Here is a 13,835-nt window from a genome sequence, read left to right on the forward strand (position 1 = left end):
AATGCTGTTCAGGCATATTTTTGTATCTCTTCAACAAGTCTGAATACTGTCGAAACAGATTGTTGTTCAGCGGGACTTAAATGAGCTACAGCTTTATAATTTCTCTTTGCACGGCTGATAGCGAGTTCTACTCTTTTTACTTTAGTTACATTATCAACAGCCATTAATGCATCAAAGAGCTCTTCTGATATTTGTTTGTCAGCTTTGCCATTATAGCTTATTCCCAGGGGACGGATATAGGTATTTATCATCTGGTGATAATCTTTTCTATTCACTTTGCCTCCCTGATGATCTGCAAAGTGCAGGATCAGCCAGTATTCAAATGCCTGATTTGAATAGCCTACCTTTATATTGTTGGCAGCAGCCATTGCTACAGCGCTATTAAAATCCCTGGCAGGAAAATCGTCTTTGTCGAATACACACCAGACCTGTTCATAGTATCGCTTTGAGGATAATTCAATGGCCTGCTTTACAACAGCAACGGTATTACGTCCATCACCAACAGCTTTTATCGTTGCAGATGAAAGCCTGAACTTCCTGAAATAAGATGGCTCTGTATTCTCACCTTCGCAGACAATTAAGATAGTTGGTTTTTCAGTAAGGAATGGGGCTGCTCTTTTTAAAGAAGGTGGATTTCTACGTTGTTGTTTGTTTGGTAGCAATCCCTCCTCGTATTGTCGGTTTTGAGTTTTTCTATTTTTTGTCATCAGGTATTTTTGAGGATGTAAATGGCGTTGAGAAATCGGTAAGGAATGGAATCGCTCCGTATCTGCCCTGAATGTAATTACTTTCGAAATTCTCGGTTCTTCTTACCTCCGACTTAAAATCACTTAGTGAATACAAGGCGGCTGCGCCATATCTGTCTTTTTCCGTGAACCATATCTGATCTCTTCTGAAAAGGCCCGAACTTAAAAGGTTGGTGTCATGTGTATTAAATATAAGCTGGGCATTCCGGGGATTATATGTTGCGGAATTGAACAACTCTACCAGTTTACAAACGAGGTTCGGATGTAGCTTTGAATCCAGTTCATCTACAAATAAAGGATAGCCCTGTTCCAATGCATCCAGGACGGGGCCTGTCAGTGAGAAGAACTTAAAAGTTCCGGATGATTCGTCATCTTCAAGAGAAAAGTTAGTATCACCAACATACTTATTATCCGCGTCATACCTGCGGTGAGTGGTGAGTATATCGGAAATGAATTCTGTATTGTCTTCACTTACCTTTTTCCGGATAAGCTCCTTGAGCCTGTTAGGCATATTTGCCGGCAGGTTATCAGGATCCACACGTTCGAGTATAATATCCTGAATACCCAGATCTGCAGCTGCCAGTAGTTCCAGTATCATTTTTTTCTGGATGACATCTTCCGTCTTGTCCATGGTGAATCCCTGGTAGCGGTGTTCCTGTAATCCTGATATTACTTTAAGTTTTTTAAACCAGTCCGTTATCTCACCTGATAATTGATCGTTGAACTGGGCTGCTACAGTAAGCAACAATGCATTTTCCCGAACGAGATCTTCTTTAGCAAGCGTGTGCCCTTTTGGAAATCTTTTGACATGGAATTCAAACCGCTGACCTTCTCTGTAGAAGATCTCAATTTCTTTTGTTTTAGGTCTGTGGTAGAGCCATTCTGCCAGTACTGCCTGTTTGGATATTTCAAACCCGTACCGGTACATTTCGTTATTGTGAAGGAACAATATCTCGAATTCGGCAGAACCGTTTTCAGTATCGGTGGCAAGTCTGAACAGGTCAACATTTATCGGGTCTCCTTTTAGCCGCTCTGTCGATGACCTTATAACAAAGTTTTTCATAAATGTTATGGCATCCATAAACCTGCTCTTCCCACTTGCATTCGCGCCGTAGACCACTGCGCTCTTTAAGATCCTTAATCCAAAGTTCGGAATCTGCATAACATTTTCCTCCTCACGAGTTTCTTTATCATAGTTCGAAGCAATCAGGTTAAGAGTCGCCTTAGCCTTGAACGTCTTAAAGTTAGAGACAGAAAAATGGATAAGCATAATAAGTGCGTTTTTTTGCATGTTTATCGCAAAAATCGTCTTTATATTCCAAAATCAGAAGAATTATACGCCTTTTTAAAGGCAGAGGTGCCATTTTTCTTATTTTGACTCCACCCCATAAAAAATAACCGGGACATTATCCCGGTTATCTATCCATAAAAAGGTAAAATATTATCTCCTCGCTCTCCCTATCAGCCACAAAATAATAATCACCACAAAGGCAACCGCCAGCACACCTACCCATACGCCCGCTTTAAAAATTCCTCCTACTACTTCACAGCTGCTCAATAACATAACGGCAAAGGCCAGCAGGCCTAGTTGTAAGTTTCTCATATACTCTTTTTCAGAAAGTATATCATACGCTGTGCCAGAGGAACGCTATCCTTTATTATGCTTAAAATCCAGCAGCAGCGATACCATATGTGCCGATAGCTGGTCTGAGCGTTTGTAGAACGCATACCTCAGCCCGATCTCCTGGAAGGAGTAATGCCGGAACATCGGTTTCAGCAATGCATAACGGGCACTGACACCGGCTTTATAACTGTTGAACCGGCTCAGGTCATAGTCGGAGGTGTAGAACGCTTCATTGATATCGTGCTCTTTATAAGGCCTGAAATACTTCGCGCTCGTCTGTGTATAGAACCGCAGGAGAGGAGATACGGTGAACTGGGGGCTCGTCTTTACCGGAACTTCCAGTTGTATGGTATGCCCCGTGATACCGAAATTATCGTGGTAAAAGCGGTAATAAGAGCGGATAACGGTATTCCTGCCCACAAATACGTTGAACTGAAGGCCAATGGGGAACTTCCACCTTTCCCGGGGCAGGTTTTCCACTCTTAGGGTATTTCCATCATTAAAATAGACCCTGTGAAAGGGGGTGGAAAGCAGGCCTTTCTGGTAGACCAGTTCCGGGAAAACGGCAAACTGCATCCGCTGGTTAACTACCTGGTACAGGGCCAGGTTGAGGTTATACGATTGCCGTGTATAGATATTGAACCAGGCGGTATCCCTTAGCTCTGACGGGTAGACCAGGGTTTCCGGGCTGTAATGGTCCGGATCAAATCTTCCCCAGCGGAGGTCATCGTAGAAATACTGAAGGGTGGCCGACCATTGCCGGCTATGATCTGCATTGTCATGCGATACGGCAACGCCAACAGGGACGGAGAGGTAATCCGACTCCAGGGCCAGACCGCTGCTGATGCCCACACGCAGCCGGGGCTTTTTCAACAGGCGGCTATAACCGGTATTAAGATGAAAACGGTTATCGTGCCGGGAGGCGGAAGACATCACCATATCAATACGGTCCGTAGAGGCGGAGGTAATGACGTCTATTCCGAATCCGAGATCAAAGGTATTCAAAGAGTCCCGTTGATGGGAGATGGAGACATCGGTAGCATAGACCTGTAGGTTTTCAGTACCTGTTCCCCCGGTTACGGCTGAATGATTTCCATCCTGCGTGTAGAAGGAGAACAGCACCTGTATGTCTGTCTGAGAGATCTTTTGTTTCTTATAAGCCGTACTGTCGATTCCTTTTTGCGCAGATGCCGTGAAATAGGCCGCCAGCAATCCTGCCGCAATAAATAGTCTTTTCATTTAAGATCAGTTACAACCACATCCTCCGCTACTCTTCCCACTACCACCTCCACTGCTTCCTTCACGGTAAGTATGTACGTTTTCGTCAAATTTTTCTATTCCTCTTTTGCCCAGTTGCATACTCTCGTCGTTGAGGTACATCCGCTGGTATGGTTTTACTGTCGCGCATGACTGCATGACCAGTAATACCAGCAGGGTACCTGTGGCGCCAAGCAGGATGCTGCTGCTATTAGCCTTTTGCATGTATTTGAATATTATCCGATTGAATAACTTTATTCCTTCCGTCTATAATGATACAGTGCACATCCGGTAGCTGGTTCACCAGATCAAGGCCTACAACGGGGCCCATGACGGTAATGGCGGTAGCCAGTGCGTCGGATAGTTCTGCGCTGGGGCTGACCACTGTTACACTTTTGATATAAGGTACCGGCCATCCTTTGCGGGGATCTATGTTGTGGGAGTAACGGATGCCGCCGCGCTCCACATATTGTTCATAATTCCCGGAGGTGGCTACGGATGCATTGTTCACCGGTAACCACAGCAGTGCCTTGCCGGGATCGTCGGGATGCGCGATGCCTATCTTCCAGGGACCACCGTCCGGTTGGGTGCCCCAGGCAGTCAGGTCGCCGCTGGCATTGATCACACCGCTGGTAGCGCCATCTGCAATCCAGAGCGCTTTTACCCTATCTGCTGCATAGCCCTTGCCAATGCCTCCGAACTCGATGCGCATGCCATTGCGTTTCAGTTGTATGCAATGATTGTTCAGGAGCGCGATATGCTGGAAGCCTATGCATTGCATCGCCTGTTCTATTGCCGTTTTTTCAGGCCAGCTGAAGTGCTCGTATTTGAAGTTGAACAGCTTTTTCAATACGCCGGCCGAAATATCGAAAGCTCCCTGTGTAATAGTGCTTATCTTATTACAACGATGTATCAACTGGTATACTTCAGGGGGGATGGGTATCGGCGCTCCGCCTGCCTGCGCGTTGATCTGTGCGGTGACGGAATTTTCATTGAACACTGTGAGCAGGGCCTCTATCCGTTGTATTTCCGATACGCCTTCCTGTAACCGCCTTGCAGTGATCGCTTCTGTTGCTCCCGTAGCTATCAGCTCAAAATCAGAGCCCATTAACCTGGTATGAAGCTTACTGCTGTGCATGAGTGGCTATTGAAGAAGGTGTTTAAGTGTGGAGATAAAACCGGCGGGGGTTTCTTCCCGGTAAGGTACATAAGCCAGCAGTTTCTTACCGGGACTTAACAATACCACCTGCGGGAAAGCGCCCTGCGGATTAAATGCCGCTGCTAAGGAATCGTATTGTAAGCGGAGTGGCGCCGCTATCTTTTTCCGCTGCGGAAAATCAGCTTCCAGGAGCACGAGATTGTCTCCTGCAAAGCTCAGAAAGCTACTATCCGATAATATTTGTTTGTTAAATCTGATACAGGGTATGCACCAATCTGATCCGGAAAACACCAGCATCACTTTTTTGCCGGAGGCCTGGGCCAGTTCAAATGCTTTATCAGGATATCGGAGGACCTGGGCATGAGCAGATCCCCTCAAGGCTACAATTAGAAGCAGGAACAGAATACTTCGCATATCGCGATCAGTTTATGTTGTGGCACGGTTACCTGTTACAAATGTAGGGGAATTTTACTTCACATCGCCGGTCTCACCAGGGGCCTTCCCTGGCGCTTCAGGCGGTGTTCCGGAAGGAGGTACTACCGGAGAAGGCTTCACCGTTGTTACAGGCGCCGCCGGTTTGACCGGTGTGTTAGCGGCGGATGATTCTTTCCAGGTGCCCGGCTCCATATTGATCTGTACCTGCTGTGGTCTCGGGTAGGCGATGCTGATACCCGCCTCCTGGAGCCTGATGTAGATATCTGTCAATACCTGGCTTTTGATGGTGCCTGCCTGGCCCAGATCGCTGATCCAGAACATAGCCTGAATATCTACACCTAAATCACGGAAATTCTGAAGTAATACAACAGGTTCCGGTGTTTTGAGGATATCGTCCAGGTTTTGAAGATAGTCTTTGACAAGGGTCAGCGCTTTTTTCAGATCAGCGCCATAAGCGATACCCACCAGTACGTCTACACGGCGCGTCCTGTTAGTCAGCGTCCAGTTCACCAGTTGCTGTGCTATAAGATCGCCGTTGGGTACGATCACTTCTGATCCATCGCCTGCAGAGATCTTGCTGGACCGTATGCCTATTTCTTTCACTACACCCGTACGGGCGCCCAGTTCAATGACGTCGCCCACCTCAATAGGTTTTTCAAATGCGAGGATCACACCGGATACAAGGTTGTTCACAATATTCTGCAAACCGAAGCCGATACCTACACCCAGTGCGCCTACCACAATTGCCAGCTTATCCATAGGAATACCGGAAGCAGCAAAGGCCAGCAGGGTACCCGCGCCCAGCACGGCCAGGCGTATGAGTAGCATCGCAGAACCAAGTTTCTTCTGTGGTTGCGAGGTTTGGCCGGTATATCCCAGCAGGTAGGAAATGATCTGCGTAACGATGGTCGACAGCCAGATGATTAGCAGGAATATGATCACGCTACTAAAGGAGAACGTAAAGTTGCCGATCTTCCGCTCTGCCACCAGCATATCTGAAACGAGTTCGTAAAGGCCATCGTACAGGTACAGGTTGCGGGCTATCAGGGCCAGCCAGCCTATAAAAGCTGCTATATAGAAGATAGTTTTCAGCCGGTCTTTGATATTCTGGTAGTCGATCATGGAGATGAAGGTGCTGGAATCCTTTTTGGCTTCCACCTGGAGATAGATGGCCTCCATCAGTATTTCTACCATGAAAATAATACCGGGCGCCATTGTAATACCGACTACACCGGCTGCGCCGATGATCTTGGCGGCAGAGACCCTGGCCAACACCACCAGTAGTACAGAAAGTCCGCTGAGGGCAATGAATACCCAGATGGCAGACCTTGTATATTTAGGCAGGGGCAGGGTCGTATTCCGGAGTGTACGCAGCAGATAGCTGCCCAGCACAATAGATACAATACCACCAATAAAAACGCCCCACTGCTCAGTGAATGTCACCTGGATCAGCAGGTTGTTAATGCAGTAGACAACCAGCAACAATACCAGCAACAGCCATCTTTTATACAGATTGGGTGGAATATTATGACGGATGATGCAGGTAGTTGCGAATGCTGTTACAATCCAGCAGATACCCGTATACATGATGGGAAACTGGATGGAGATCAGGAAGGAAAGGGTGGATACCAGCAGAATGGTGCTCGCCACCGGGTACCGGTAAAGGTGACGCGACTGCTGCAGTATGCTTTCTGCTTCCCGTTCCTCGTGTTTGCGTTTTACTTTCCGTGCATTGAATGCCACCCACCACAGGAACAGTATGGCTGCCAGGAACCATAGCAGGTAGATAGGTCCCCGCACGGCGAAAAAGATCTTGAGTATGTTGATATTCTTGCGGATGGAACGGTTCAGTACCTGGGGAAATTTAGGGCCTTTTTTACCCGGAAGAGGCGGTTCCCAGAGATAGCTGAAATCTTTGTTGAACAAGCGCTGTGTGAACCGGGACAGCTGAAAATCCATGTCTTCCAGCAGGTTTGTAACGTCAATATATCTTTTGGCTACTTTATTCTGCAACAGTCCGAGGTGCAGGAGATTGGTCTTGTTGGCACTGTCTACCTGCCGCCACTTTTGTATGAGGGTAGCCATTTGTCCGACGTAAATATCCCTCAGTTCATCTTCCGCGGGAAAATTACGCATGGTCGTGTCTTTTCTGAGTAGCTGCAAGGTGTCAGTAATGTTCACCAGCCTGTCATGGAATTTGAACAGCTGATCCTGCCAGCTGTCCAGTTTCCTTTCCAGCTGCACCAGCAATACCCTGTTGGTATAAAGATCGTGCATGTTGTTGGTACTGCCGCTGGCGGCCATGTCCCTTCTCACTACTCTCATGGAAGAGTCTATCAGGGGAATACTTTCACTGATCTCTACGGTGTCGAGCCCACGACGCAGGGTGCTCATCACCTGGTTCAGCATCAGGGTATAGGTTTCGAGCCGGCTGATGATAATGGCAACGGAGGTATCGGACAGTTTGATGGTGGACTTCCCGGAAGAAGTATCTTTCACCTGTTGTGAGATGATCTTGCTAAGGGTTGCACTGTCTAATGGTTTCGGAGAGGCGGGTTTATTCTGCGCATGCAGGTGGGTACAAAGCAGCAGCAATAAAAAGGAAGATAATATTTTCAGAAAAATATGGTTCCGCATGCTGTTAAAGTTAGGAATGAAGAAGACGGGAGTTGAGACCAGGAACGGTATTACTCCCCGTTCCTGGTGCTCAATTCCTGATCAGTTTACTTTTCCCATTTCACTTTCTCTTCTTTCGGCTTCAGCCTTTTACCTTCGGGAAGCTGTTCATTGGTGAATCCGAGGTAAAAGAAACCAAGCACTTTATCTTCTTCGCGCAAGGAAAGATATTCTTTCATGGCAGGGTGGAAGGTCATTCCACCGGAGCCCCAGTAGCCGGCAAATCCTCTTTCTGTAGCGCCCAGCCATAAGTTCTGGGTGGCGCAGGCAACAGACGCGATTTCCTCTATCTCAGGGATCGCAGGTTTGTTACCTCTCTTCATGCAGATGGCGATGACATGAGAGGCAAGATCGCCCTGTTGCTGCAGTTTGTCGTAGCTGGCCTGGGCAAATTTATCGGCGGGTGTGTTCGCTTTATAGATGTTTGCATGATCCTGGCAGAAGCGTTTTACCGCATCTCCGCTGAACACTACAAAATACCATGGCTCCGTGTACCCGTGTGTAGGCGCCCAGTCGGCCAGTTCCAGTAACTCCTGCACCTGTTCGTCCGGTATCTTTTTCCCATTCATGCTGGCCGGTTTGATATTACGGCGCTGTTTGATAATACTCGTCAGATTAGCTGTTCCCATTCTTTTCCTGATTGTTTATTTGTTTTTGGAAGGAACTCCCATTATCGGTTTCCGTTTTTGACCCGTCATGTGGGACGGGGATTTTCCTGTATAGTTTATTTCCCGGTGGATATAATATCCTGGTCGTATACTGCCACTTTTTCTTTCCATTCCTCCGGCAGTCTTGCCACCTTACGGGCATTGTAGTCGAAGAAGATCATGCCTGATTTTGCCTCGGTGATCAGGATCGTTTTGCCCTCGCGGGTTGTTGTGATCCTGTAATAGATATCGAAGCCGAAGGGACTGATATCTGCAACACCAATAGCGACATCAAAGATATCGCCTGCGAAACCTTCTCCTTTATAGATCAGGGCAGCGTCTGCCATGATCAGCCCATCATTCGGACCTCTTTCTTCAAATCCCATGGCTCTGAGAAAGTCAACCCTGGCCTGGTGAAGAATGGACAGAATGGAGTCGTTGCCTACGTGCCCGCCGTAGTTGACATCCGTTATACGTACCGGTATCTGCGTAGTGAAACCCAGCTTTTCCGGCATATTTATTTTTACTCTTGCCATATCAGATAGTACAATTAAAAATGTGAAGCTGAAATAGGTACCCTTCGCCGGTTATTCAGGCAAGTGGTTTATTCGCTGCGTCCTTGAGAAAAGTGATCAGCTGCTGGAAGGCTTTAGCCCGGTGACTGAATTGATTTTTTCCGGCCATATCCATTTCGGCAAATGTCTGTTTCGCTCCGTCGGGCATAAAGATTGGGTCATAGCCAAAGCCTTTGCCGCCGCGCCTTTCGTTGAGGATGGTGCCGGGACATACGCCTGTAAACTGGTATTCCTGTCCTTTCAGTATCAGGGAGATCACTGTTCTGAAATGCGCCTGCCGGTTCTCCTTGCCATTCATTTCGTGCAGTACCCGGGTGATATTGTCATCTGCCAGTTTCTGTTCGCCGGCATAGCGGGCAGACAAGACTCCCGGAGCGCCATTCAGGGCGTCAATCTCCAGGCCGGTATCTTCAGAAAAACAGTCTTTACCGGTCATCTCAAATATGACAGATGATTTTTCCCTGGCATTGTCTTCCAGTGTATCATGCGGTTCAGGAATATCGATGTCGATGCCGGCCTCTTTCAGCGTAATGATAGTGAAATGGTCTCCCAGCATGGAGCGGATTTCCTTTACCTTGTTTTCATTGTTGGTAGCAAATACAAGTGTCATTCGAAAAGCGGTATTAGTGTCTATGGCAATTGAATATATTATATGCCCAGTAATTGTTTCAGGCCCATCCACAGTTTCCCTTTCAGTATCTTATCCTGTGCAATGAGCTGCAGTGGATCGGAACAGATCAGCTGACAACCGCTGACCTGTAACAGCTGGTAGTTCGAAATGGCTTCAAGGCCCATAGTGGCAGGATCAATGCCGAAAAGCACAGCCTGTTTCATGGGAACGGCTGTTTGCCAGCTTGTAAATGGCATTGCACTGTATTGGGCTACATTTATAAGCGCAATGTCCTGCATACCGAGTTTACATGCATTTAATATATTGGTAAGCAGGTTAAATAATTCTTCATTTAAATATGCTTCGCTGTCGTTTTGTATGAACAGCGCAATGTTTTTTTGATTTTCGCCTAAAAATTTCACTTTAGGAGGTGCTTCCGTCACCACTGCAACAGGGGCCTTTTTTCCCGGAATGATAGGCTGGGTGTATATCCTGGCCAATAAGTACGGATCCAGTTGCAATTTATCAAAAGACATGTATATGTATATTTAACTTAATGTATAGCTCCCCTTTGGGGAAAAAATCAGTTTATTTGCATCTGACAGTGAGCAAATGTAAGAGTATTCAATTTTAGATTCAGAATTTCCGACTTTAGATTTATACGGAAACGGGACCGGGAATTGAAATTCAGACACCAAAACACAAATAAAAAATTAATGGTCCTTATGATGGCAGTAGACAATCCAACAACAAACGCCGTACTTGAAGAGGCAGTTAAAAGAATTAAAGTGACCCGGACCAGCAAGAGCCGGATCAGCGAAGTTGATTTTAACAACCTTGTGTTCGGGAAAAAGTATGCCGACCACATGCTGGTGGCAGATTTTGATGGAAAAGAATGGAAGAATGCAGAGATCCTGCCGTTCCAGCATCTTTCCGTAAGTCCTTCCAATGCCGCCTGGCATTATGGACAGGCCATTTTTGAAGGTATCAAAGCTTACAAAGACCCTCAGGGAGAGCCGATGATCTTCCGCCCGTATGACAACTATGCCCGTTTTAACACTTCCGCTGAGCGTATGGGAATGCCATATGTACCGGAATGGTTATTTATTGGTGGTATGGACATGCTGATCGATCTGGATCGCGACTGGGTACCTACCAATGAGGGCAGCTCACTGTACCTGCGGCCTTTTATGATCGCTGCAGATGAATTTATCGGGGTAAGGCCTTCTGACACTTATAAGTTTGTGATCATTAATTCACCATCCGGCCCGTATTTTAATAAACCTATTAAATTGCTGGTACAGGATAAATATATACGTGCCTTTCCCGGAGGCGTGGGGTATGCCAAAGCGGCCGGTAACTATGGCGGCGCCATGTATCCCACTATGCAGGCCCGTAAACAGGGATTTGACCAGATCCTCTGGGTAGATGGACTGGAATATAAATATTTACAGGAGTGTGGCACCATGAACGTTTTTGCGATCATCGGCAACAAAGCTATCACGCCTGACCTGACCCAGGGCACTATCCTGGCAGGGGTGACCCGTGCCAGTGTAATGGACATCCTTTCCGATATGGGACTGACTGTTGAGGAAAGGCCTATTTCTATAGAAGAGATCGTTGCCGCCTGGAAAGCGGGTACGCTGAGAGAAGTATTTGGCACAGGTACTGCGTCGAGCGTAGCTTATGTGGAAGACCTGCATTATAAGGAGCACGAGATCCACCTGGATACCACTAAATATGCGGTGGGAGCGGAGCTGCTGGAAAGACTGGATGCTATCCGTACCGGCAGGGCGGATGACACCCGTCACTGGAACTACAAAGTATCAAAACATTAAAAATAAGTCTTAGTTGTGTTAGTAAGGGGCCATTTGCATAAGCGGATGGCCCTCTTCGTTTATATCAGGGGTACTGTTAAACAGAGTAGGTGTTCGCGGCGTATCAAAAGATACGTGTACCTGCTGAGATCCCTTAAGGAACTACCAGGTTCCATCAGGAGCGGGAAAAAGGGGGGCTGATCCGCTTGAGGTTCGCTCGAGGTTCGCTCAAGGTAGCCTCATCTTCCCTTAATCTTCCGTTCCGGAACGGAAGATTAAGGGAAGATGAGGCTACCTTGAGCGAACCTCGAGCGGATCTCTAACGAAAAGCAACTATGCATGGAGGTCCTCCCATGAGGGGAAATTAACCTCCCGGGTACGCCTTTACCCGGTCTTTACCCAGCCTTTGGGTTGGGCCAGTGACAATTCTGTACGATCCTTCCATTGTACCTAAAGGGTGCGACTATAGTACAGATTCGCTTCGGGTGCCTACCTACAGGCGCTATAGTCCTACATTTCACCTACTTTTCTATAGCGTTTGCTATAGAAAAGTGCCTATAATGCTATAGCAGAGAGCCTGTAGGTAGAAGGCTCCACCGAATACGAAACGAATACCAGGCGAATATCTACCCTTGTGGCGCCTGTTTGACCGCTGGTAAGGAAACTGATATTTGGGGGGAAGGGGTGCTCCATATAACGCGGATACGCCTTATACCCTGACGCATATGTTATAGGTATCTGATGAATCCGGAATGTGAACTCCTTAAACGGGCAAGGCCCGAAGTACAAAACTGCCCTGTGCAGGGGGGATCAGGACAGTTTCAGAAGTCCACCCGGAACATTTTGTGGGAGACATACAGGACAGGCTAGGGATTCCCGGGGAAAAAATGCATCTTTGCAGGATGACACTTTCTGCTTTTCTGGACTCCCTCAGCCAGGATACGCCTCCCGCAGGCATCTCATCTTATCTGACCTCCCTTTGGTGGGAAGGTAAAGGAAACTGGCAAAAAGCACATGATGTAATAGAACACCTGGAGGACGATACAGCCGCCTGGGTGCACGCTTATCTTCACAGGAAAGAAGGAGACCGTGGCAATGCCCGTTATTGGTATGCCCGGGCAGGCCGGAAAATGCCGGAAGTATCATTAGATCAGGAATGGAAAGACATCGTGACCGATCTGTCAGGTCACTAGCAGGGCCTCTCTAAAAAAATGTTTAAAACATTTTGTTATTAACATGGAGAAATGTACCTTTGCCCTCCCAAATTCCCATTCTGGGTGATTTGGATGTCATTGTAAACCGACAGAAAAAAAACTTAGGTAGAATGCCTACTATACAACAATTAGTAAGAAAAGGAAGAGAAATTATCCGGGCTAAATCCAAGTCCAGGGCTTTAGATAGCTGTCCTCAGCGTCGTGGTGTTTGTACACGTGTGTACACAACCACTCCTAAAAAGCCTAACTCTGCGCTGCGCAAGGTTGCAAAGGTGCGTTTGACCAATAAAGTAGAGGTGATCGCTTACATCCCTGGTGAAGGACATAACCTGCAGGAACACTCCATCGTGCTGATCCGTGGTGGTAGGGTAAAAGATCTGCCAGGTGTTCGTTACCACATCGTACGTGGTTCCCTGGATACTGCTGGTGTGAAAGATAGAAAGCAGAGCCGTTCCAAGTATGGTACCAAAAAGGAAAAGGCTAAGAAATAATACATTTTACAAATAGTTGAAATTTTTCAGATAAATGAGAAAGCAAGCCGCAAAAAAGATGCCTTTGGCTCCAGATCCGCGCTTTAACGACAAACTGGTTACCAGGTTTGTTAACAACGTGATGGAACAAGGCAAAAAGAGCATTGCCTATAGAATATTTTATGATTCTATTGACAGAGTAAGCCAGATCACCGGTGATAACGGTTACGAGGTTTGGAAAAAAGCTCTGGCAAACGTAACTCCTTCTGTAGAAGTTAGAAGCCGTCGTATTGGTGGTGCTACCTTCCAGATCCCTTCTGAGGTTCGTCCTGACAGAAAGATCTCCCTGTGTATGAAATGGTTAATCCGTTACGCTGGTGAAAGGAATGGTAAGAGCATGGCTGAGAAACTGGCTAACGAAATCGTAGCTGCAAGCAAAGGTGAAGGTGCTGCTTTCAAGAAGAAAGAAGATACTCACCGTATGGCTGAAGCTAACAAGGCATTCTCCCACTTCAGGATCTAAAATCTACTACCGCTTAAGGTAGATGGTTTATAAAGATATAAGGGAAACATCCTCCGGGCTATACCGGGGGATGTTCTCTTTT

16 protein-coding genes are annotated in these 13,835 nt (G+C 47.0%); 4 read left to right on the forward strand and 12 right to left on the reverse strand.

What is annotated here, in order from left to right; genetic code table 11:
- Positions 1 to 8: 8 nt before the first annotated feature.
- The 12 genes from MYF79_RS08025 to MYF79_RS08080 all read right to left on the reverse strand — a co-directional run bounded on the left by MYF79_RS08025 (position 9) and on the right by MYF79_RS08080 (position 10,265).
- Positions 9 to 707 carry an RloB family protein gene (locus tag MYF79_RS08025; RefSeq protein WP_247813353.1) on the reverse strand — a complete coding sequence of 233 codons (699 nt, stop codon included), beginning with the start codon at positions 705 to 707 and terminating at the stop codon, positions 9 to 11.
- Positions 694 to 2,016 (reverse strand): AAA family ATPase, encoded by a 1,323-nt coding sequence (locus MYF79_RS08030; protein WP_247813354.1) that lies wholly within the window; start codon positions 2,014 to 2,016, stop codon positions 694 to 696. Before MYF79_RS08030 ends, MYF79_RS08025 begins: the two co-directional genes overlap by 14 nt.
- A gap of 171 nt (positions 2,017 to 2,187) precedes the next feature.
- Positions 2,188 to 2,349 (reverse strand): phosphatidate cytidylyltransferase, encoded by a 162-nt coding sequence (locus MYF79_RS08035; RefSeq protein WP_247813355.1) that lies wholly within the window; start codon positions 2,347 to 2,349, stop codon positions 2,188 to 2,190.
- Between the two features lie 45 nt (positions 2,350 to 2,394).
- On the reverse strand, positions 2,395 to 3,609 hold the full coding sequence (locus MYF79_RS08040) for a DUF3570 domain-containing protein (protein ID WP_247813356.1): 1,215 nt from the start codon (positions 3,607 to 3,609) through the stop codon (positions 2,395 to 2,397).
- Positions 3,610 to 3,615: 6 nt separating this feature from the next.
- Positions 3,616 to 3,852, reverse strand: coding sequence for a DUF4266 domain-containing protein (locus MYF79_RS08045; RefSeq protein WP_247813357.1), 237 nt, complete (start codon positions 3,850 to 3,852; stop codon positions 3,616 to 3,618).
- Complete coding sequence (locus MYF79_RS08050; RefSeq protein WP_247813358.1) at positions 3,839 to 4,765, reverse strand: FAD:protein FMN transferase; 927 nt, start codon at positions 4,763 to 4,765, stop codon at positions 3,839 to 3,841. Before MYF79_RS08050 ends, MYF79_RS08045 begins: the two co-directional genes overlap by 14 nt.
- 6 nt (positions 4,766 to 4,771) lie before the next feature.
- Positions 4,772 to 5,200, reverse strand: coding sequence for a thioredoxin family protein (locus MYF79_RS08055; RefSeq protein WP_247813359.1), 429 nt, complete (start codon positions 5,198 to 5,200; stop codon positions 4,772 to 4,774).
- A gap of 54 nt (positions 5,201 to 5,254) precedes the next feature.
- Entirely contained in the window at positions 5,255 to 7,858 is a 2,604-nt protein-coding gene (locus MYF79_RS08060; protein WP_247813360.1) for a mechanosensitive ion channel family protein, read from the reverse strand.
- 86 nt (positions 7,859 to 7,944) lie between these two features.
- Positions 7,945 to 8,526 (reverse strand): nitroreductase, encoded by a 582-nt coding sequence (locus tag MYF79_RS08065; RefSeq protein WP_247813361.1) that lies wholly within the window; start codon positions 8,524 to 8,526, stop codon positions 7,945 to 7,947.
- A 95-nt stretch (positions 8,527 to 8,621) separates the two neighbouring features.
- Positions 8,622 to 9,080 carry an acyl-CoA thioesterase gene (locus tag MYF79_RS08070; RefSeq protein WP_247813362.1) on the reverse strand — a complete coding sequence of 153 codons (459 nt, stop codon included), beginning with the start codon at positions 9,078 to 9,080 and terminating at the stop codon, positions 8,622 to 8,624.
- Between the two features lie 55 nt (positions 9,081 to 9,135).
- Complete coding sequence (rdgB, locus tag MYF79_RS08075; RefSeq protein WP_247813363.1) at positions 9,136 to 9,729, reverse strand: RdgB/HAM1 family non-canonical purine NTP pyrophosphatase; 594 nt, start codon at positions 9,727 to 9,729, stop codon at positions 9,136 to 9,138.
- Positions 9,730 to 9,767: 38 nt separating this feature from the next.
- On the reverse strand, positions 9,768 to 10,265 hold the full coding sequence (locus MYF79_RS08080) for a hypothetical protein (protein WP_247813364.1): 498 nt from the start codon (positions 10,263 to 10,265) through the stop codon (positions 9,768 to 9,770).
- Between the two features lie 189 nt (positions 10,266 to 10,454).
- Between MYF79_RS08080 and MYF79_RS08085 the strand changes: the two genes are divergently transcribed.
- The 4 genes from MYF79_RS08085 (at position 10,455) to rpsG (ending at position 13,753) form a co-directional block, all read left to right on the forward strand.
- The gene (locus tag MYF79_RS08085) at positions 10,455 to 11,567 is read left to right on the forward strand and encodes a branched-chain amino acid aminotransferase (RefSeq protein WP_247813365.1); all 1,113 of its coding nucleotides are present in this window, start codon (positions 10,455 to 10,457) and stop codon (positions 11,565 to 11,567) included.
- 881 nt (positions 11,568 to 12,448) lie between these two features.
- On the forward strand, positions 12,449 to 12,739 hold the full coding sequence (locus tag MYF79_RS08090) for a hypothetical protein (RefSeq protein WP_247813366.1): 291 nt from the start codon (positions 12,449 to 12,451) through the stop codon (positions 12,737 to 12,739).
- A gap of 131 nt (positions 12,740 to 12,870) precedes the next feature.
- Positions 12,871 to 13,251 (forward strand): 30S ribosomal protein S12, encoded by a 381-nt coding sequence (gene rpsL, locus MYF79_RS08095; RefSeq protein WP_012789278.1) that lies wholly within the window; start codon positions 12,871 to 12,873, stop codon positions 13,249 to 13,251.
- Between the two features lie 34 nt (positions 13,252 to 13,285).
- Positions 13,286 to 13,753 (forward strand): 30S ribosomal protein S7, encoded by a 468-nt coding sequence (gene rpsG / locus MYF79_RS08100; protein WP_199657764.1) that lies wholly within the window; start codon positions 13,286 to 13,288, stop codon positions 13,751 to 13,753.
- Positions 13,754 to 13,835: the final 82 nt, after the last annotated feature.

Source organism: Chitinophaga filiformis, from assembly GCF_023100805.1.
Lineage (GTDB): Bacteria > Bacteroidota > Bacteroidia > Chitinophagales > Chitinophagaceae > Chitinophaga > Chitinophaga filiformis_B.